This is a genomic window from Hylemonella sp. GW821-FHT12C09, from assembly GCF_058807395.1.
Map to the genome: position 1 here is coordinate 38,996 of NZ_JBXAQQ010000013.1, position 17,836 is coordinate 56,831.

The 17,836-nt window shown below is 65.6% G+C and carries 20 protein-coding genes; 8 read left to right on the forward strand and 12 right to left on the reverse strand.

The window, feature by feature from the left end:
• Window positions 1-9: 9 nt before the first annotated feature.
• The 3 genes from uraD to AC1RRP_RS18115 all read left to right on the forward strand — a co-directional run bounded on the left by uraD (window position 10) and on the right by AC1RRP_RS18115 (window position 4,833).
• Complete coding sequence (gene uraD, locus AC1RRP_RS18105; protein WP_493038672.1) at window positions 10-1,785, forward strand: 2-oxo-4-hydroxy-4-carboxy-5-ureidoimidazoline decarboxylase; 1,776 nt, start codon at window positions 10-12, stop codon at window positions 1,783-1,785.
• 8 nt (window positions 1,786-1,793) lie between these two features.
• Complete coding sequence (locus AC1RRP_RS18110) at window positions 1,794-3,047, forward strand: M20 family metallopeptidase (protein ID WP_493038674.1); 1,254 nt, start codon at window positions 1,794-1,796, stop codon at window positions 3,045-3,047.
• Window positions 3,048-3,318: 271 nt separating this feature from the next.
• Window positions 3,319-4,833, forward strand: a complete 1,515-nt coding sequence (locus AC1RRP_RS18115) for a nucleobase:cation symporter-2 family protein (RefSeq protein ID WP_493038676.1) — start codon at window positions 3,319-3,321, stop codon at window positions 4,831-4,833.
• Window positions 4,834-4,935: 102 nt separating this feature from the next.
• On the opposite strand, the gene AC1RRP_RS18120 is transcribed toward AC1RRP_RS18115, so the two are convergent.
• Window positions 4,936-5,085, reverse strand: a complete 150-nt coding sequence (locus tag AC1RRP_RS18120) for a hypothetical protein (protein WP_493038678.1) — start codon at window positions 5,083-5,085, stop codon at window positions 4,936-4,938.
• Between the two features lie 71 nt (window positions 5,086-5,156).
• Between AC1RRP_RS18120 and AC1RRP_RS18125 the strand changes: the two genes are divergently transcribed.
• The gene (locus AC1RRP_RS18125; protein WP_493038680.1) at window positions 5,157-5,615 is read left to right on the forward strand and encodes a hypothetical protein; all 459 of its coding nucleotides are present in this window, start codon (window positions 5,157-5,159) and stop codon (window positions 5,613-5,615) included.
• 57 nt (window positions 5,616-5,672) lie between these two features.
• Here the strand turns inward: AC1RRP_RS18125 and AC1RRP_RS18130 are convergent, their stop codons facing one another.
• Window positions 5,673-7,556 (reverse strand): DEAD/DEAH box helicase, encoded by a 1,884-nt coding sequence (locus AC1RRP_RS18130; protein ID WP_493038682.1) that lies wholly within the window; start codon window positions 7,554-7,556, stop codon window positions 5,673-5,675.
• 252 nt (window positions 7,557-7,808) lie between these two features.
• Window positions 7,809-8,378 carry an oligoribonuclease gene (orn, locus tag AC1RRP_RS18135; RefSeq protein WP_493038684.1) on the reverse strand — a complete coding sequence of 190 codons (570 nt, stop codon included), beginning with the start codon at window positions 8,376-8,378 and terminating at the stop codon, window positions 7,809-7,811.
• Between the two features lie 37 nt (window positions 8,379-8,415).
• Here orn and AC1RRP_RS18140 point away from each other — a divergent pair, with 37 nt between their 5' ends.
• From AC1RRP_RS18140 to rsgA, 3 genes are read left to right on the forward strand one after another with little or no spacing between them, the layout of a single operon-like run.
• Window positions 8,416-9,732: a M48 family metallopeptidase gene (locus AC1RRP_RS18140; RefSeq protein ID WP_493038686.1), complete on the forward strand. Its 1,317-nt coding sequence runs from the start codon at window positions 8,416-8,418 to the stop codon at window positions 9,730-9,732.
• On the forward strand, window positions 9,729-10,055 hold the full coding sequence (locus tag AC1RRP_RS18145; RefSeq protein ID WP_493038688.1) for a 4a-hydroxytetrahydrobiopterin dehydratase: 327 nt from the start codon (window positions 9,729-9,731) through the stop codon (window positions 10,053-10,055). The genes AC1RRP_RS18140 and AC1RRP_RS18145 overlap by 4 nt, the downstream gene beginning before the upstream one ends.
• Window positions 10,016-10,984 (forward strand): ribosome small subunit-dependent GTPase A, encoded by a 969-nt coding sequence (rsgA, locus tag AC1RRP_RS18150; RefSeq protein WP_493038821.1) that lies wholly within the window; start codon window positions 10,016-10,018, stop codon window positions 10,982-10,984. The genes AC1RRP_RS18145 and rsgA overlap by 40 nt, the downstream gene beginning before the upstream one ends.
• Before the next feature lie 6 nt (window positions 10,985-10,990).
• On the opposite strand, the gene AC1RRP_RS18155 is transcribed toward rsgA, so the two are convergent.
• From AC1RRP_RS18155 to rpsP, 6 genes are all read right to left on the reverse strand, one after another.
• Window positions 10,991-11,962 carry a CobD/CbiB family protein gene (locus tag AC1RRP_RS18155; protein WP_493038690.1) on the reverse strand — a complete coding sequence of 324 codons (972 nt, stop codon included), beginning with the start codon at window positions 11,960-11,962 and terminating at the stop codon, window positions 10,991-10,993.
• Between the two features lie 48 nt (window positions 11,963-12,010).
• On the reverse strand, window positions 12,011-12,712 hold the full coding sequence (locus tag AC1RRP_RS18160; protein ID WP_493038692.1) for a CoA pyrophosphatase: 702 nt from the start codon (window positions 12,710-12,712) through the stop codon (window positions 12,011-12,013).
• Window positions 12,713-12,871: 159 nt separating this feature from the next.
• Window positions 12,872-13,240 (reverse strand): 50S ribosomal protein L19, encoded by a 369-nt coding sequence (rplS, locus tag AC1RRP_RS18165; RefSeq protein ID WP_493038694.1) that lies wholly within the window; start codon window positions 13,238-13,240, stop codon window positions 12,872-12,874.
• 121 nt (window positions 13,241-13,361) lie between these two features.
• Window positions 13,362-14,120: a tRNA (guanosine(37)-N1)-methyltransferase TrmD gene (gene trmD, locus AC1RRP_RS18170; RefSeq protein WP_493038696.1), complete on the reverse strand. Its 759-nt coding sequence runs from the start codon at window positions 14,118-14,120 to the stop codon at window positions 13,362-13,364.
• A gap of 17 nt (window positions 14,121-14,137) precedes the next feature.
• Window positions 14,138-14,701: a ribosome maturation factor RimM gene (gene rimM / locus AC1RRP_RS18175; RefSeq protein WP_493038698.1), complete on the reverse strand. Its 564-nt coding sequence runs from the start codon at window positions 14,699-14,701 to the stop codon at window positions 14,138-14,140.
• Between the two features lie 11 nt (window positions 14,702-14,712).
• Window positions 14,713-14,967, reverse strand: a complete 255-nt coding sequence (gene rpsP / locus AC1RRP_RS18180; protein WP_057676842.1) for a 30S ribosomal protein S16 — start codon at window positions 14,965-14,967, stop codon at window positions 14,713-14,715.
• Between the two features lie 193 nt (window positions 14,968-15,160).
• Between rpsP and AC1RRP_RS18185 the strand changes: the two genes are divergently transcribed.
• Window positions 15,161-15,610 carry a TM2 domain-containing protein gene (locus AC1RRP_RS18185; protein WP_493038700.1) on the forward strand — a complete coding sequence of 150 codons (450 nt, stop codon included), beginning with the start codon at window positions 15,161-15,163 and terminating at the stop codon, window positions 15,608-15,610.
• A 60-nt stretch (window positions 15,611-15,670) separates the two neighbouring features.
• On the opposite strand, the gene AC1RRP_RS18190 is transcribed toward AC1RRP_RS18185, so the two are convergent.
• The 3 genes from AC1RRP_RS18190 to AC1RRP_RS18200 all read right to left on the reverse strand — a co-directional run bounded on the left by AC1RRP_RS18190 (window position 15,671) and on the right by AC1RRP_RS18200 (window position 17,799).
• Window positions 15,671-16,684: an inorganic phosphate transporter gene (locus AC1RRP_RS18190; RefSeq protein WP_493038702.1), complete on the reverse strand. Its 1,014-nt coding sequence runs from the start codon at window positions 16,682-16,684 to the stop codon at window positions 15,671-15,673.
• 16 nt (window positions 16,685-16,700) lie between these two features.
• Entirely contained in the window at window positions 16,701-17,348 is a 648-nt protein-coding gene (locus tag AC1RRP_RS18195) for a DUF47 domain-containing protein (RefSeq protein ID WP_493038704.1), read from the reverse strand.
• 82 nt (window positions 17,349-17,430) lie between these two features.
• A complete protein-coding gene (locus AC1RRP_RS18200; RefSeq protein WP_493038706.1) occupies window positions 17,431-17,799 on the reverse strand; it encodes a DMT family protein in 369 nt (122 codons plus the stop codon).
• Window positions 17,800-17,836: the final 37 nt, after the last annotated feature.

Genomic DNA, 17,836 nt, shown 5'->3' on the forward strand with positions numbered 1-17,836 from the left:
AGGATTGCCATGCCCTTTACCCTGAACCAGCTCAACGCCGCGCCCCTGCCCGAGGCACTGCAGATGCTCGACGGCCTGTACGAGCATACGCCCTGGATCGCCGAACGTGCGCTCGGCCAGCGGCCCTTCGCTTCGCTGGCGCAGCTCAAGCACGCGATGACGCGCGTGCTCGACGAAGCCGGGCGCGAGGCGCAGATCGGCCTGATCCGTGCCCACCCGGAACTGGCCGGCAAGGCCATGGTGAGCAAGACCCTCACGGCCGAATCGACGAACGAGCAGACCAGGGCCGGGCTCACCCACTGCACGCCCGACGAGTTCATCCGCATCCAGCAGCTCAACGCCGCATACAACGCGAAGTTCGGCTGGCCCTTCATCCTGGCGGTGCGCGGCCCCCGCGGCACGGGCCTGGACAAGGTACAGATCATGGAGGCCTTCGAGCGCCGCCTGCACGCTCACCCGGACTTCGAATTGCAGGAATGCCTGCGCAACATCCACCGCATCGCCGAGATCCGGCTGAATGACAAGTTCGGTTTCGAGCCGCTGGACGGCCAGCGGGTCTGGGACTGGCAGGAAACTCTGGCCCGGCACAGCGACCCGGGCTACGGCGAAAAGGGACAGCTCACGGTGACCTATCTCACCGATGCACACCGCGCCTGCGCCCAGCGTATCAGCGACTGGATGAAGGACTGCGGTTTCGACGAGGTCGGGATCGACGCTGTGGGCAACGTGGTCGGGCGCTATCACCCGGCCGTCGCGGGCGCCAGATACCTGATGACCGGATCGCACTACGACACCGTGCGCAACGGCGGCAAGTATGACGGCCGGTTGGGCATCTTCGTGCCCATGGCCTGCGTGCAGAAGCTGCATGCCGCCGGCAGGCGTCTGCCCTTCGGCATCGAGGTCGTGGGCTTTGCCGAAGAGGAAGGCCAGCGCTACAAGGCCACCTTCCTCGGCTCGGGTGCGCTCACCGGCCATTTCGACCCGGCCTGGCTGGACCAGAAGGATGTTGACGGCATCACGATGCGCGAGGCCATGGAGCACGCGGGCCTGTGCATCGCCGACATCCCCAAGCTGCAGCGCGATCCCGCCCACTACCTGGGTTTCGTCGAGGTGCACATCGAGCAGGGACCGGTGCTCAACGAACTGAACCTGCCGCTGGGCGTCGTCACCAGCATCAACGGCAGCGTGCGCTACGCGGGCGAGGTCATGGGCATGGCCAGCCACGCGGGCACCACGCCCATGGACCGCCGGCGCGATGCCGCCGCCGCGGTGGCCGAGCTCATCCTGTACGCCGAGCAACGGGCGGCACAGGACGGCGACTCGGTCGCCACCGTGGGCATGCTGCAGGTCCCCAACGGCTCCATCAACGTCGTCCCCGGCACCTGCCGGTTCAGCCTGGACCTGCGCGCGCCCACCGACACACAACGCGATGCGATGACCCGGGACGTGCTGTCCAAGCTCAAGGAAATCTGCGCGCGCCGCGGTGTGCACCACACGCTGGAGGAAACCATGCGTGCCGCCGCCGCGCCCAGCGCCCCGGCCTGGCAGGCTCGCTGGGAACAGGCCTGCACTGCCTTGGGCATTCCGCTGCACCGCATGCCCAGTGGCGCGGGCCACGACGCGATGAAATTGCACGAGATCCTGCCGCAGGCCATGCTGTTCGTGCGCGGCGAGAACAGCGGGATCAGCCACAACCCGCTGGAGTCGAGCACCGCCGACGACATGGACCTAGCCGTCAAGGCCTTTGACCACATGCTGCAACAGCTTACCTCCGCATCCCACTGACATCCGCCATGACCACACCGCAACAGCAAATCGACGCCTGGATCGACGCCCACTTTGACGAAGAAGTGAAGTTCCTGCAGGAACTCATCCGCGTGCCCACCGACACACCGCCAGGCAACAACGCGCCGCATGCCGAACGCACCGCAGAACTGCTGGGCGGCATGGGCCTGGCGGCCGAAAAGTATGCCGTGCCCGAGGCCGAGGTGAAAGCGGCCGGGCTGGAGTCCGTCACCAATCTGATCGTGCGCCGACGCTACGGCGACGGGGGCAGGACCATCGCGCTCAACGCCCACGGCGACGTGGTGCCGCCGGGCGAAGGCTGGACACACGACCCCTATGGCGGCGAGATCGACAACGGCAGGATCTACGGCCGCGCGTCCGCAGTAAGCAAGTGCGATATCGCCAGCTTCACCTACGCGATCCGCGCCCTCGAAGCGCTGGGTACCCCGCTCAAGGGGGGCGTGGAACTGCACGTGACCTACGACGAGGAGTACGGCGGCGAGATCGGCCCCGGCTGGCTGCTGGAGAAAGGCCTGACCAAGCCCGACCTGATGATCGCAGCCGGCTTCAGCTATCAGGTGGTGGTCGCGCACAACGGCTGCCTGCAGCTGGAGGTGACCGTGCACGGCGACATGGCGCATGCAGCCATCCCCGACAGCGGCACCGACGCGCTGCAGGGCGCCACCCACATCCTGACCGCCCTCTACCAGCTCAATGCCGACTACCTCAAGGTACGCTCGAAGGTCGAGGGCATCACCCACCCCTACCTCAACGTGGGCCTGATCCAGGGTGGCACCAACACCAACGTGATCCCCGGCAAGGTGACCCTCAAGCTCGACCGCCGCATGATCCCGGAGGAAGATCCGGCCGAGGTCGAGGCCAGCTTGCGCCGCACCATCGAACAGGCAGCGGCCAGCTTCAACCCGCCGCGCGGCGGCAAGCAGATCCGCGTCGAGGTCAAGCGCATGCTGCTGTGCCGGGCCATGAAGCCGCTGGCCGGTAATGCCCCGCTCGTGCAGGCGATCCAGAAGCACGCCCAGGAACTGTTCGGCCAAGCCATCCCGGCCTTGGGTACCCCGCTGTACACGGATGTACGCCTGTATGTCGAGCGCGGCATTCCCGGCGTCATCTACGGCGCCGGCCCGCGCACCGTGCGTGAATCCAACGCCAAGCGCGCCGACGAGCATCTGGTGCTCGACGACCTGCGCCGCGCCACCAAGGTGGTCGCACGCACGCTCCTGGATTTGCTCAGTCCCGCCTGAGCCGGCGCTGCGCAGGCGTGCCCTTCCCCCCGGACCATCGGCACGCTGTGTGCCGATGTGAGACGGCGACCGCCCTTGCGGACGGACCGGACGGTCTGCCCGGGCAGGGGGCCTGAGGCCGCAGCCGTAGCCCTGCCGCCCAGGGTCAGACGGCGGCCTGAAGCCCTGCCCCACCACGGGTAAACCCCATGGATGAACACCTCCTCTGTACACATAATTTGTATACAGTTATGTATCCAATGCGCGACGTCGCACCACCCAGGAGACAGCCATGACAGCTACCGTTCATCCCGTCGACGAGCGCCTGCCCAGCGGCAGACTGACCGCACTGGGCCTTCAGCATGTGCTGGTGATGTATGCGGGCGCCGTGGCGGTACCGCTGATCGTGGGCCGTGCGCTCAAGCTCAGCCCGGACCAGGTCACCATGCTGATCCAGGCGGACCTGTTCTGCTGTGGCCTTGTGACCCTGGTTCAGGCGTTTGGCGCGACCCAGTGGTTCGGCATTCGCCTGCCCGTCATGATGGGCGTGACCTTCGCCGCCGTGGCGCCCATGGTGGCGATGGCGAACGCCAAGCCCGGGGTCGAAGGGGCTGGCCTGATCTTCGGGGCGATCATCGGCGCAGGGGTGATATCGATCCTGCTCGCCCCCGTGGTCAGTCGCATGCTGCGCTTCTTCCCGCCCGTGGTCACGGGGACGATCATTGCAGTGATAGGCATCAGCCTGATGCGCGTGGGCATCAACTGGATCTTCGGCGTCCCGGCCGGCCCGACGGCACCACAGATCGTCAACCCCGAGCACGCCCAGTGGCTGGCCACGGTCAAGAGCATGGCCGGCGCTGCGATCGCCCCCGGCGCTGCTGCCAGCGCACCGGCAACGGTACCGGCGGTTCCGCAGGGTCTGGCGCTGGTCGGTACCGTTGCGAACCCGAAGTACGCGCAACTCCCCCACATTGCCATCGCCGCCGTCTCGCTGGCCTCCATCCTCGTGATCGCCAAGTTTGCCCGCGGCTTCATCGCCAACATCTCCGTCTTGCTCGGCATCGTCATCGCGGCCGTCATCGCGACGGTCATGGGTCTGATGAACTTCGACAAGGTGGCCAAGGCCAACTGGTTCGATCTGGTGCTGCCTTTCGAGATCGCAGCACCGGTGTTCGACCCGATCCTGATCGTGACGATGACCCTGGTCATGATCGTCGTCATGATCGAATCCACCGGCATGTTCCTGGCACTGTCCGACATCACGGGCAAGAAGATAGACCAGAAGCAGCTTTCCGCCGGCCTTCGGGTCGATGGCCTCGGCACCCTGATCGGTGGCATCTTCAACACCTTCCCCTACACCAGCTTCTCGCAGAATGTCGGTCTGGTGGGTGTCACGGGGGTGAAAAGCCGCTACGTCTGCGTCGCCGCGGGTGTCATCCTGGTGCTGCTTGGCATGCTGCCAAAGATGGCGGCCCTCGTCGAGTCGCTGCCTACCTTCGTCCTGGGCGGTGCAGGCCTGGTCATGTTCGGCATGGTCGCCGCCACAGGCATCCGGATCCTCGCGGCAGTGGACTACAAGGGCAACCGCAACAACCTCTTCATCGTCGCCGTGTCCATCGCCATAGGCATGATTCCGCTGATCGCACCGCGCTACCTGCAGTGGATGCCCCATGACATCCACCCGCTGATCGAGTCGGGCATTCTGCTGGCGTCCATCAGCGCCGTCTTGCTGAACCTGTTCTTCAACGGCGCCAGCGGCGACTCGCGTGAGGCTGTAGAAGCTGCAAAAGCAGCAGACGCTCACTGAGCGCCTGTCACAGGCCATACCCTCCAAGGCCCCCCGGGGGGGCTTTTTTATGGGGCGCCCTGCCCAAGGCGTGAAAGAAGCGGCACCAGGGTGCGGCTATGCTCAATGCAGCCAGAAACCCAGCGCCAAGGCCAGCACGGCCGCGGCAAAGATCAGCTTGTAGAGGAAGAACCGGTCAGGATTGCGCTTCGCACGCTCGTGCAGCGCGCCCGGCATCGTCAGCAGCCCGGGCATGGTGGTTTCGTTGTCCATACGACGTCTTTTATTTCGGGTAAGCAGCCGGGTCTTGTGCCCGCCGGCCGGTATTCTATGATGGCCACATCATGAAACACGACGCACATAACCGTTCAGTCCTGCTGCTCGCAGGGGCTTTGCTGCTGGGCGGCTGCGCCGCGGTGAACGATGTCACCATGCGCGCGCTGGCCACGTCCGCACCCGTGCTGGCCGTGGTCGGCGAGCGCGTGCTCAGCGGTGAAGTGCTGCTCTACACCGACCGCAGCGGCAAGCTGCAGCTGCGCGGCGAGGGCGACCCCGCGCTCAGCTGCATGGGCGCGCTGCGCTACACCGCCACGTCCAGCGGCACCGTGAACCTGAGCTGCAGCGACGGCAGGCAGGCGCAGCTGCCCTTCACCGCCCTGGGCGAAACCAGCGGCTACAGCGGTACGGTCAGCGGGCCCATCAGCTTCACCTACGGCCTGGCGCCCGAGCCGGCTCGCGCCTGGCTCACGCCTCCGCCCGGCAAGCGCCTGGTGGTCGACGGCGACAGCCTGCGTCTCGAGTAGGCAAGAAAAAACCCGCCGGCATCACTGCGGGCGGGTTTGCATCAGGTCGCTGGCTGATCAGCGGGCCGGGCGCGGCGAGCGCTTGGCAGCATCACGTGGCACAAAGACCTTGCCGGTTCCGGCGCCGGGTTTGGCGAAGGAAGGCTTGCCAAAAGCCGGCTTGCGCGCCGCGAAATCACCGCGCGGTGCGGCGCCTTCACGGCGGCCATCGCCGGCGAAGCGGTCGTTGAAACCGCCTTTGCGCTCATAACTGCGACCTTCGGGCGCGCCTTCATGGCCACGGTTCTGATAGCCACCGTCACGGGCCTGGTAAGGGCCGCGCGCATCGCGGTCGCCAAAGCCGCCACGCGGGGCGCCGAAATCACCGCGCGGCGCAGCGAAGTCGCCACCGCGGGGCGCGCCGCCAAAATCACCACCACGGTTGCCGCCGAAACCGCCGCGGGGCGCACCACCGCCGCCGAACTTGCGGTCGCGCGAGAAGTTGTCATTGCCACCGCGGCTGTTGCGGCCACCGAAATTGGAGCCGGGACGCGACTCGGGCATGCGCTGCTTGGGCTCCATGCCGGGGATGACCTCGGCCTTGATGGGCTGCTTGCTGTAAGCCTCGATGTCGAAAATCTTGCGACGGTCACGGAACTCGGCAAAGGTGATGGCCAGGCCGTCGCGACCGGCACGGCCGGTACGACCGATGCGGTGCGTGTAGTCCTCGGCCTTCATCGGCAGGCCGAAGTTGAAGACGTGGGTGATGGTGGGCACGTCGATGCCGCGCGCGGCGACGTCGGTGGCCACCAGGATCTGCACCTGGCCCTGGCGCAGCGCCATCAGGCGGCGGTTGCGCAGGCCCTGGCTCAGGGCACCGTGCAGCGCCACAGCGGAGAAGCCGTCCTGCTGCAGGTCGTTGGCCAGGCCGTCGCACTCCACCTGGGTGCTGGCGAACACGATGGCCTGGTCGATCGAGGCGTCACGCAGCCAGTGGTCCAGCAGCTGGCGCTTGTGCTGGGCGTTGTCGGCCCAGAACAGCGACTGCTTGATGTTGGCGTGTTTTTCCTGAGGCGAATCGATCTGCACCTTCTTCACGCCGGAGCCGTTGTCGTGCATCACGCGCATGGCGAGCTGCTGGATGCGCGGCGCAAAGGTGGCGCTGAACATCATGGTCTGGCGGCGCTGAGCCGTCAGCTGGTTGACTTCGGCCAGGTCGTCGGAGAAACCGAGGTCGAGCATGCGGTCGGCCTCGTCCACCACGAGGAACTGCACCTGGTCGAGCTTGATCTGCATGGAGCGCTGCAGGTCCAGCAGGCGGCCGGGGGTGGCCACCACGAGGTTGGCGTTCTGCAGCTTGGCGATCTGGAGCTGGTAGGGCATGCCGCCCACCACGTTCGCGATGCGCAGGCCGCGGCAATGCTTGACCAGTTCGATGGCGTCATGCGCCACCTGCTGGGCCAGTTCGCGCGTCGGGCACAGGATCAGGGCGCCGGGTGCGGCGGCCTTGAAATGGCGCGGGTTGGTCGGGTCCTGGCGCTTGGGGCGCTTCGGAGCCGGCTCGCCCTTGGCAGCAGCTTCGGCCGCCGCGCGTTCGTAAGCGGCACGCTCATCTTCAGCGGCCTGGGCCTGCTGCTGGAGGATGGTGTGCAGCACGGGCAGCAGGAAGGCCGCGGTCTTGCCGCTGCCGGTCTGGCTGGAGACCATCAGGTCGATATAACGCTGGGCTTCGCCGGCAGCACCGGAGGGCATGGCCAGGGGGATGGCACGTTCCTGCACGGTCGTGGGCTGGGTGTAACCCAGGTCGGCCACGGCTTGCACCAGCTCGGGCGCCAGGCCCAGCTGCACAAAGCCGTTGGGCAGGGTTTCGGTCACTTCGGCCTCGACCGCCACGGCGGTGTCGGTGGAAAGAATGGATTCGGCAGGCGCAAATTCGCCCGTCACTTCAAAAGCGTCGGTCATTAGATTTTTCTCACACGCGAACGCCGCAGGGACTGCGGGTGTTTCGCTGATGGTTAAAAGACATCAACCATCAAACAAAACCTGCACCGGTTGGGACCGGCACCGGGGACTCATTCAGATTGACGATCGTGAAGATCGAAACCGGAGTCCGGTGTGTGAGGGGAGATGCACGAAAAGCGCCGCGTTTTGCAGCGCAAGTCGAATTATGACACAGATCAGGGTTTTCACCTAATCACTAAGCACCACCCGATTTCAGGCCAGCTTGAGGAAGTGCTCGCGGTAATGCAGCAACTCGTCGATGGACTCGTTCACATCGGCCAGCGCCGTGTGCTTCTGCGCCTTCTTGAAGCCGCTGTAGACATCGGGCCGCCAGCGCCGCGCCAGCTCCTTGAAGGTGCTGACGTCGACGTTGCGGTAGTGGAAGAACGCCTCCAGCTTGGGCATGTACCTGGCCAGGAAGCGCCGATCCTGGCCGATGCTGTTGCCGCACATGGGCGCGACGCCCTTGGGCACGTACTTGGCCAGGAAGGCGATCAGTTGCGCCTCGGCCTCGGCTTCGGTCAGGGTCGAGGCCTTGACCTTGTCGATCAGACCGCTGCGGCCGTGAGTGCCCTTGTTCCAGGCGTCCATCTTGCCCAGGATCTCGTCACCCTGGTGGATCACCAGCACCGGGCCTTCGACGCGCGGCTCCAGATTCGGGCCGGTGACGATGACGGCGATTTCGATGAGGCGTTCTTTTTCGGGATCCAGGCCGGTCATCTCGCAATCGAGCCAGACCAGGTTGAGATCAGATTTGCCGAGTGGGGGTGCGTTGTCGCTCATGGGCCCGATTGTCGCCGATGACCTAAACTCCTCGCCCATGAACGCTGTCTCTGCTCCCGCCTTCAATCCCAGCCTGGCCCTGACCCTGGTCTTTGCCGCGACCCTGCTGCTGGGCCTGGCCGTCAAGTTCTGGCTGGCCACGCGCCAGGTACGCCATGTGGCCAACCACCGTGCTGCGGTGCCGGCCGCCTTTGCCGACACCATGCCTCTGGCGGCACACCAGAAGGCCGCCGACTACACCGTGGTCAAGGTGCGCTTCGGCCTGATCGAAACCGCCGTGGGTGCGGCCCTGCTGCTGGGCTGGACGCTGCTGGGCGGCCTGGACGCGCTGAACCAGGCCTTGCTGGCCTGGCTGGGCGGCGGCATGCTGCAGCAGCTGGCGCTGATCGCCGGTTTCGTGCTGATCGGCAGCCTGATCGAGTTGCCGCTCACCCTGTACCAGACCTTTGTGATCGAGCAGCGTTTCGGTTTCAACAAGATGACGCTCAAGCTCTGGCTGGTCGATCTCGTGAAATCCACCGTGCTGGGCACCCTGATCGGCCTGCCAATTGCCGCCCTCATCCTCTGGGTCATGGGCGCCACCGGCACCCTGTGGTGGCTCTGGGCCTGGGGCATCTGGATGGGTTTCAACCTGCTGCTGCTGCTGATCTACCCGACCTTCATCGCGCCGCTGTTCAACAAATTCCAGCCGCTGGAAGACGAGACGCTGAAGGCACGCGTGACCGCATTGATGCAACGTTGCGGCTTCTCGGCCAAGGGCCTGTACGTGATGGACGGCAGCCGCCGCAGCGCGCATGCCAACGCCTACTTCACCGGCTTCGGCGCCGCCAAGCGCGTGGTCTTCTTCGACACCCTGCTGGCCAAGCTCAGCCCGGGCGAGGTCGACGCCGTGCTGGCGCACGAACTCGGCCACTTCAAGCACAAGCACATCCTCAAGCGCATCGTGATCCTGTTCGCCATCAGCCTGGCCGGCTTCGCGCTGCTGGGCTGGCTGGCCACGCAGGCCTGGTTCTACACGGGCCTGGGTGCCGCGCCCAGCCTGCAGCTGCTGGTGCCCGCCCTGGGCGCGACCGATGCCGTCCCCAACGATGCCCCGGCCCTGTTGCTCTTCGTGCTGGTCTCACCGGTGTTCAGCTTTTTCATCGCGCCCCTCATGGCGCTGTCCTCACGCAAGCACGAGTTCGAGGCCGATGCCTACGCCGCCACGCAGACCCAGGGCCGGGATCTGTCCAGCGCCCTGCTCAAGCTATACGAGGACAATGCCTCGACGCTGACACCGGACCCGCTCTACGTGGCCTTCTACTACTCGCACCCCCCGGCCAGCCAGCGCCTGGCACGACTGGGCCTCGCATGAACAACGCGCCGCAGGCCAACGCACGCCGCCCCCTGGGCCCGACCGAACTCGTGACCCAGCTGGCCCGGCACCCCGGCTGGGCACTGCAGGGCGATGGTCCGGAACTGGCCATCGCCCGCCGCTACGAATTCGCCAGCTACCCCGAGGTCATGGCCTTCGCCAATGCCGTGGCCTGGATCGCCCAGGGGCGCGACCACCACCCTGACATGCAGCTGGGCTACCGGTATTGCACGGTGGCCTGGCGCACGCACGACGCCGGCGGCATCACGCGCATCGATTTCGACTGTGCGGCCCAGGTCGACGCGCTGCGGGGCTCGCCTTGAGCAAGCCCCCCGAACTCGAACGCGGCCTGGTCGTCGCCAGCCACGGCCGCCACGTGGTGGTGGAGACGCCGGAAGGCCGCCAGCTGATCTGCCATCCGCGCGGCAAGAAAAGCCAGGCCGTGGTCGGCGACCGCGTGCTCTGGCTGGCCAGCACCGACGAAGGCAGCATCGAGAAGGTGGAGCCGCGGCGCAACCTGTTCTACCGCCAGGACGAGATCCGCACCAAGAGCTTCGCCGCCAACCTGGACCAGGTACTGATCCTGATCGCCGCAGAACCCGAATTTTCCGAGAGCCAATTGGCGCGCGCATTGATCGCCGCAGAGGCCGAACGCATCCGGCCGCTGATCGTGCTCAACAAGAGCGACCTGCCCGACCTGTTTACACGGGCCTGGGCGCGGCTGGAGCCGTACCGACGCATGGGCTACACCGTGCTGCCGCTCAGCCTGAAGGCGCAGGGCGCCGGCAGCGACAGCACGCTGGGCGCCCTGGCGCATGAACTCGACGCGCGCGCAACGCTGGTGCTGGGCCCTTCGGGTGCGGGCAAGAGCACGCTGATCAACCGGCTGGTGCCGGGCGCGCAAGCCCCGACGGGTGAGATTTCCACCGCGCTCAACTCGGGCAAACACACCACCACCAGCACGCGCTGGTACTGGGTGGATGCGGCCCATCGCACAGCCCTGCTCGATTCACCCGGCTTCCAGGAGTTCGGCCTGCAACACATCGAGGCCGCGCAGCTGGCGGGCCTGATGCCGGACCTGCGCGAGCACGCGGGCGCCTGCCGCTTCTACAACTGCAGCCACCTGCACGAACCCGGCTGCGGCGTGATCGCTGCGGTGGACGACAAGACGGGCGGCGCGGGCATCAGCCCATCGCGCTACAGAATTTATAGTGAACTGCACGCCGAGCTGTCGCAGGCGCCGCGCTACTGAATCGGACTAGCCGATCAGGCGCGCCAGCGTCAGGAGCGCCAGCAGCAGCATCCAGAGCACGACCGAGCGCCATACCAGGCCCACGATGCTGCGCAGATGGGCCAGCTGCGGCTCATGCCGTGCCGAGGCGGCCGGCATGTCGGACTGGGCCTGGGTTGCCCCCTGGGCCATGGCCGTCGTGCCCAGGCGCACGTTGATGGCGCCGGCCGTGGCCGCCACGATCAGGCCGTCGTTGCCGCCCACCCCCTCGCTCTCGGGCAGGGATTCATAACGACGCCAGTTGTCGACGGCATCTTCGAAGCTGCCGACCACGGCAAAACCCAGCGCAGTAATGCGTGCGGGCAACCAGTCCAGCCACTGCCAGGCGCGTGCCGCGGCGCCGCAGGCCGCATCACTGACAGAAGGCGCCTGGCGCCGCGAGACGTAGGGCCAGTAGCGCGTGACGAACTCGGCCAGGCGGTACAGCACGGCACCCGCCGGCCCCATCCCCAGGACGGCCAGCACAATGAACCAGCTCAGCACGCCAAAGACGTGGCGATGGGCCGCAAGCACGGAGAATTCGATGACGTGACGCACGATCTCGCGCTGCGGAAGTTCGCTGGCATCGATCTGCCGCCACTCGGCCAGCAGGCGGCGCGCCTCCTCTTCGTGACCGGCCTGGAGCGCATCGCGGATGGCGGTGAAATGATGGCTGAACTGGCGAAAGCCCAGGGTGACGTAGAGCACGGCCACGTTCCAGAGCATGGCCAAGGGCCAGCCCACGAACTGGCACAGCAGCCAGTAGATCAGCAAGGCCATCCCGCTGGGCAGCAGGACGGCAAAACCCCAGGCCAGCCAGCCATGCGAGCGTTCACCCGCGTCCAGCTTGCGCACCACCCAGCGCAGCCAACTGCGCATGCCGGCATGCACCGCATTGCCGCGGGCCAGCGGACGCACCTGCTCGATCAGCAAGGCCAGCAAAAGGGAGAAGAAACTCATGCCAAGATCATAACGACGCAAGGCGCCTGTCCAGGCCGGCGCCGCCGCTCAGGCCGCCATGAAGCGATAAAAATTGCGCAACATGCCAGCCGTAGCCCCCCAGATGTAGCGCTCGGTGCCGGCGTCCTGCCAGGGCATGGAAAACCATTCGCGACGCAACCCCTCGAACTCGAAGGCGTGGCGCCGGTGGTTGGCCGGGTCGAGCAGAAAAGACAGCGGCACCTCGAACACATCGGCCACCTCGCCCGCGTTGGGCGTGAGCGTGAAGCCGGGACGCACCAGCGCCACGACCGGCGTGATGACAAAGGCCGTTCCCGTGGTGTAGATGGGCAAGGTGCCCAGCACCTGGACGAAATCACGCGTCAGCCCCACCTCTTCCTCGGCCTCGCGCAGGGCGGCGTCCACCACGTCGATGTCGGCCGGATCGACCTTGCCGCCGGGAAAGGCGATCTGGCCTGAGTGATGGGCCAGGTGGCTGGTGCGCAGGGTCAGCAGCAGCGTGGGCTCGGACCGGGCCACCAGCGGCAGCAGCACGGCGGCCTGCGCCGGCTTGCGCTGCGTGAAACGGGGCTCGGCCCGGACCTCGGGCTCCCAGGCCGGTGGCGCGGCAAAACGCCGGCGCAGGGCCTCGGCCAGCAGGCGTTCGGCCGGTACCGGCGGCAGATGCGCATCGACACCGACCACCGGCACGCTGCGCGGATCGAAGTTGGGCAGCTTGGACAGGGGGGTGATGTGATCGGCGGAAGACACGCTACAAGTATCTGCTAGAAGGCCGCAACCCGCCAGTTGGCGGCTTGCGTCGCAGGCTCGCTTCGCGCAGCGAAGTTGAGCGCAGCGCGCCCGACGACAAAAACAAAAAAGCCGCCCGGGCAGAAGCGAGGGCGGCTTATTCGGACAGCGGACCGGCGCTTAAGCGGCGGCCTTGCTGACCAGCTTTTCCTTGATACGGGCCGACTTGCCACTGCGGTCGCGCAGGTAGTACAGCTTGGCACGGCGCACGTCACCGCGGCGCTTGACTTCGATGCTGGCGATCAGCGGGCTGTAGGTCTGGAAGGTACGTTCCACGCCTTCGCCGCTGGAGATCTTGCGCACGGTGAAGCCACTGTTGAGTCCACGGTTGCGCTTGGCGATCACCACGCCTTCGTAGGCCTGCACGCGCTTGCGGGTGCCTTCGACCACGTTCACGCTCACGATGACGGTGTCACCAGGTGCGAATTCAGGGATCTTCTTGCCCAGGCGGGCGATTTCCTCTTGCTCGAGGGTCTGGATCAGGTTCATGTTTACCTCTAATGATCTTGTCCGCGCCCGTGTCGGGATGACACGCAGTGCTGAGCCACAAAGGGCCAGCGGCCGGCCAGAGGATCTGGAAAGCCTGAAATTATAGCAGGAAGCGCCCGCTTCAGGCCAGGGGCTTGGGCAGGCTGGCCAGATAGGCCTCGTCCTGGCGGCTCAGGCGGCCGGCCTCGCGGGCCCGGGCAATCAGCTCCGGCCGCAGCCGGGCGGTCAGCGCCAGCCGCTGCTCGCGGCGCCAGCGTTCGATCTGGCCGTGGTGGCCCGACAACAGCACCTCGGGCACGCCCTGCCCCCCCCAGGACTCGGGCCGCGTGTAATGCGGGTGGTCCAGCAGGCCATCCAGGGCCGGGTTGAAGCTGTCCAGGGCGTGGCTGTCAGCGTCACCCAGCACACCGGGCTGCAGGCGGGCGACGGCGTCCAGCAGGGCCATGGCGGCAATCTCGCCACCCGACAACACGAAATCTCCCAGGCTGATCTGCTCGGTCACATGGGTGTCGATGAAACGCTGATCGATCCCCTCGTAACGGCCACAGACCAGCACGGCGCCGTCGCTGGCGGCCCAGCGTTCGACCACGGCATGGGTCAGGGGCTTTCCCAGGGGGGAAAACAGCAGGACAGGCCCGGGTGCCTGGCGCTGCGCCTGGGCCTGTTGCAGGCAACGCGTGAGCGGCTCGGCCATCATGACCATGCCCGGGCCGCCGCCGAAGGGCCGGTCATCGACACGGCGATAGTTGCCCTCGGCATGGTCGCGCGGGTTGTGCAACTGCACCTCGACCTGGCCAGCCTCATAGGCGCGGCGGGTGATGCCACTGCTCAGCAACGGGGCAAACAGTTCGGGGAACAGGGTCAGGACGTCGAAGCGCATGGGACGGACGTCCGGCTTCAATAATCGGGTTGCCAGTCCACGCGGATGCGGCGGGCCTTGAGATCCACGTCGTCGACATAGGTCGCGACAAAAGGGATCATGCGCTCGGCCGGCTTGCCGTCTTGCTCATAGGCGATGACCAGCACAGTCTGCGGGCCGGTGGACAGCAGTTCCTGCACCGTCCCCAGAGGCAAGCCTTCGCGGTTGACCACGTCCAGGCCGATCAGGTCGACCCAGTAGTACTCGCCCGAATCAGGCGTGGGAAAGCTGGAGCGGGCCACGAAGATGCGGGCACCGCGCAGGGCCTCGGCCGTGTCGCGATCGGGCACATCGTGCGCCGTGGCCACCACCGAATCCGAGTGTTCTTTCGCTTCCTTGATGGACAACTGCACCGGACCGGTAAAGGTCTTGGCACCTCTTTCGGACGGCAGCAGGAACCAGCGCTTGGAAGAAAACAGCGCCTCTGCAGAGGCGCTGTAGGGCTGAACCTTGAACCAGCCCTTGATGCCCCAGGCATCAAGGATGCGCCCGACTTCGATGGCATCCGCTGGCAATTCAGCGGCTTCGAGTTCGAGCGTCATGGGGGATCAGGTCAGGCGGCCTTCTTGGCAGCAGACTGCTTGATCAGGCGTTCCACGGTGGGGGAAGCCTGGGCACCGACGCCCAGCCAGTAGGTCAGGCGATCTTGTGCAATACGAATGCTTTCCTCGCTGGCGGTGGCGATCGGGTTGTAGAAACCGATGCGCTCGATGAAGCGGCCGTCACGACGGGTACGCTTGTCGGCTACGACGATGTTGAAAAACGGACGGGCCTTGGCGCCGCCACGGGAAAGTCGAATCACGACCATGATTTGTCCTTTGGGTGGGTGAAGCATGCCGCATGAGCTGCACGCCGCGATTCTTCCGATGTTTGAGACACGCGACTGGCCACCCGGCCAGCGACACACCGAAGAGCCTGCGATTATAGCCTGTACTGTGTGCCCCATGCCCCATCCATTGGATGGGCATGCCAACAGCCCCCGTTCCCGGCACAATCAGCCCATGCTCAAAAACAAGACCTTGGCCGCCTGGCTGACCTTTCTGGCTGGCCCCCTGGGCCTGCACCGTTTCTACCTGCGCGGCTTCAACGACCTGATCGGCTGGGCGCTCCCCATCCCGACCGCGCTGGGCATCTACGGCATCGAGCGCGTGCTGCAATACGGGCTGGACGACCTTTGGAGCTGGGTGCTGATCCCGCTACTGGGCTTCACCATCGCCGCCTGCTCGCTCAACGCCATCGTCTATGGACTGATGACTGACGAAAAATGGAATGCCCGCTACAACCCCCAGGCGCCAGCCGACGCACCCGCCGGCCAGACCGGCTGGCTGACCATCGGCGCCGTGGTCTGCGCTTTGCTCGTGGGCACCACGGTACTGATGTCCAGCATCGCCTTCAGCTTTCAGCGCTACTTCGAATACCAGGTCGAGGAAGCACGCAAAATCAGCCAGTGAGGCGCCGACACCCCATGAGAAAAGGGCCCTCCGGCCCTTTTCTCATGAGGCAGTGACAATTCAGAACAGCCCGAGGCTGATCCAGTAGGCGACGATGGCCACGAAGGCACTGGCCGGGATGGTGAAAATCCAGGCCCAGACGATATTACCGGCCACCCCCCAACGCACCGCGCTGGCACGCCGGGCCGACCCCACGCCAACGATGGCGCCGGTGATGGTGTGGGTGGTGGAGACCGGTATGCCCAGGCTGGTGGCCAGGAATAGCGTGATGGCCCCGCCCGTTTCGGCGCAAAAACCGCCGACCGGCTTGAGCTTGGTAATCTTCTGCCCCATGGTCTTGACGATGCGCCAGCCGCCGAACATGGTGCCCAGGCCGATGGCCATGTAGCAGCTCACCACCACCCAAGACGGCGGCGCCTTGTCGCTGGACGTCATGTAACCCGTGGCGACCAGCAGCATCCAGATGATGCCGATGGTCTTTTGCGCATCGTTGCCGCCGTGGCCCAGGCTGTAGGCGCCGGCCGAGACCAGTTGCAGGCGGCGGAACCAGCCGTCCACGCGCGAAGGCGAACTGCGGCGGAACAGCCAGGCCACCAGCAGCATCATCAGCGAACCCAGCAGGAAACCCAGGAAAGGCGAGACGAAGATGAACACCACTGTCTTGAGAATGCCCGCAGAAAGCAGCGCATCCGTACCTGCCTTGCCGATCACGGCGCCCACGATGCCACCTATGAGGGCATGCGAGGAGCTGCTGGGGATGCCGTAATACCAGGTGATCAGATTCCAGGTGATAGCGCCGATCAGCGCACCGAACACCACGTGGGTGTCGACCACCCCGGGCTGCACGATGCCCTTGCCCACCGTCGCGGCCACGCTAAGGTGGAAGATGAAGATGGCGATGACATTGAAGAAGGCGGCAAACAGCACCGCCTGACCGGGTTTGAGCACGCCGGTGGACACCACCGTGGCGATCGAATTGGCCGCGTCATGAAAGCCGTTCATGAAGTCGAAGGCCAGTGCCAGGAACACCAGCAGGATGATCACCCAGAGGGCGGCTTGCGGAATATTTTCCATGACGGACGCCGCTCGTTCAGGCGTTCTCGAGGACGACGCCCTCGATCAGGTTGGCCACGTCCTCGCACTTGTCGGTCACGGTCTCCAGCAGTTCGTAGATCGCCTTGAGCTTGATGACCTCGCGCACGTCCGGCTCTTCGCGGAACAGCTTGCTCATGGCGGTGCGCATGACGCGGTCGGCATCGGACTCCAGCCGGTCGATTTCCTCGCAGGTCTTGAGGGCGGCTTCGGCCGTCTTGGCGTCGCCAATGTTGTTGAGCAGGTAGACCGCATCCTTGACGCGCTCGCAGCACTTCACGCTGAGTTCGGTCAGGCGCACGATTTCCTCGGTCATGTGACGCACGTCGTACAGGGCCATGGTCTCGGCCGCGTCCTGGATCAGGTCGGCCACGTCGTCCATGGTGTTGATCAGCGAATGGATCTGCTCCCGGTCGATCGGGGTGATGAAGGTCTTGTGCAGGGCCTTGTTGACCTCGTGGGTGATGCGGTCGGCTGCCTTTTCAGCATTGTCGACATCCCGGTTGTACTGCTCGCGCAGGTTGACGTCGCTGTAATGCGCCACCAGCTGGGAAAAGGCCCGCGCCGCTTCCACGATGCGGTCCGCATGCTGGTTGAACATCTCGAAGAAATTGCCGTCGCGCGGCATCAGTTTTCCAAACAGCATGGCTAACTCCTGATTCTGGTTCGGTCGTTGGACTGGGATGGCGTGAAGTTTAACCGCGGCATGCCTGCGGCTTGCTGACGTTTCAGGCAGACCGGAAGATGAAGTACACCGCCCCCACCATGCACAGCGCCGCCCAGAGGTAGTCGAGCTTGAACGGCTCCTTCAGGTACAGCACGGCAAAGGGCACAAAGAGGCTGAGCGTGATGACCTCCTGCATGATCTTGAGCTGGGCCACCGTGAAGCCGGCCTGCTGGAAGCCGATACGGTTGGCCGGCACCTGCAGCAGGTACTCGAACAAGGCAATGCCCCAGCTGGCCAGCGCCGCCCAGTACCAGGGTGCGGTCGCCAGGTTCTTCAGGTGGCCGTACCAGGCAAAAGTCATGAAGACATTGCTGCCGATCAGCAACAGCACGGTCTGCAGCGAGAAAGGAAGGGACTGGAGGGTGTTCATGCCTCAAATTATCGACGGGCCCATGAAAAAAGCCCTG

What these genes read in the sequence shown, in the direction of transcription:
- AC1RRP_RS18185 (WP_493038700.1), top strand. Translation starts at nt 15,161, where the DNA reads ATGCTCAAAAACAAGACCTTGGCCGCCTGGCTGACCTTTCTGGCTGGC.
- AC1RRP_RS18155 (WP_493038690.1), bottom strand. Translation starts at nt 11,962, where the DNA reads ATGAGTTTCTTCTCCCTTTTGCTGGCCTTGCTGATCGAGCAGGTGCGT.
- AC1RRP_RS18195 (WP_493038704.1), bottom strand. Translation starts at nt 17,348, where the DNA reads ATGCTGTTTGGAAAACTGATGCCGCGCGACGGCAATTTCTTCGAGATG.
- AC1RRP_RS18130 (WP_493038682.1), bottom strand. Translation starts at nt 7,556, where the DNA reads ATGACCGACGCTTTTGAAGTGACGGGCGAATTTGCGCCTGCCGAATCC.
- rimM (WP_493038698.1), bottom strand. Translation starts at nt 14,701, where the DNA reads ATGACGCTCGAACTCGAAGCCGCTGAATTGCCAGCGGATGCCATCGAA.
- uraD (WP_493038672.1), top strand. Translation starts at nt 10, where the DNA reads ATGCCCTTTACCCTGAACCAGCTCAACGCCGCGCCCCTGCCCGAGGCA.
- AC1RRP_RS18120 (WP_493038678.1), bottom strand. Translation starts at nt 5,085, where the DNA reads ATGGACAACGAAACCACCATGCCCGGGCTGCTGACGATGCCGGGCGCG.
- AC1RRP_RS18140 (WP_493038686.1), top strand. Translation starts at nt 8,416, where the DNA reads ATGAACGCTGTCTCTGCTCCCGCCTTCAATCCCAGCCTGGCCCTGACC.
- orn (WP_493038684.1), bottom strand. Translation starts at nt 8,378, where the DNA reads ATGAGCGACAACGCACCCCCACTCGGCAAATCTGATCTCAACCTGGTC.
- trmD (WP_493038696.1), bottom strand. Translation starts at nt 14,120, where the DNA reads ATGCGCTTCGACGTCCTGACCCTGTTCCCCGAACTGTTTGCCCCGTTG.
- rpsP (WP_057676842.1), bottom strand. Translation starts at nt 14,967, where the DNA reads ATGGTCGTGATTCGACTTTCCCGTGGCGGCGCCAAGGCCCGTCCGTTT.
- rplS (WP_493038694.1), bottom strand. Translation starts at nt 13,240, where the DNA reads ATGAACCTGATCCAGACCCTCGAGCAAGAGGAAATCGCCCGCCTGGGC.
- AC1RRP_RS18145 (WP_493038688.1), top strand. Translation starts at nt 9,729, where the DNA reads ATGAACAACGCGCCGCAGGCCAACGCACGCCGCCCCCTGGGCCCGACC.
- AC1RRP_RS18200 (WP_493038706.1), bottom strand. Translation starts at nt 17,799, where the DNA reads ATGAACACCCTCCAGTCCCTTCCTTTCTCGCTGCAGACCGTGCTGTTG.
- AC1RRP_RS18115 (WP_493038676.1), top strand. Translation starts at nt 3,319, where the DNA reads ATGACAGCTACCGTTCATCCCGTCGACGAGCGCCTGCCCAGCGGCAGA.
- AC1RRP_RS18125 (WP_493038680.1), top strand. Translation starts at nt 5,157, where the DNA reads ATGAAACACGACGCACATAACCGTTCAGTCCTGCTGCTCGCAGGGGCT.
- AC1RRP_RS18190 (WP_493038702.1), bottom strand. Translation starts at nt 16,684, where the DNA reads ATGGAAAATATTCCGCAAGCCGCCCTCTGGGTGATCATCCTGCTGGTG.
- AC1RRP_RS18110 (WP_493038674.1), top strand. Translation starts at nt 1,794, where the DNA reads ATGACCACACCGCAACAGCAAATCGACGCCTGGATCGACGCCCACTTT.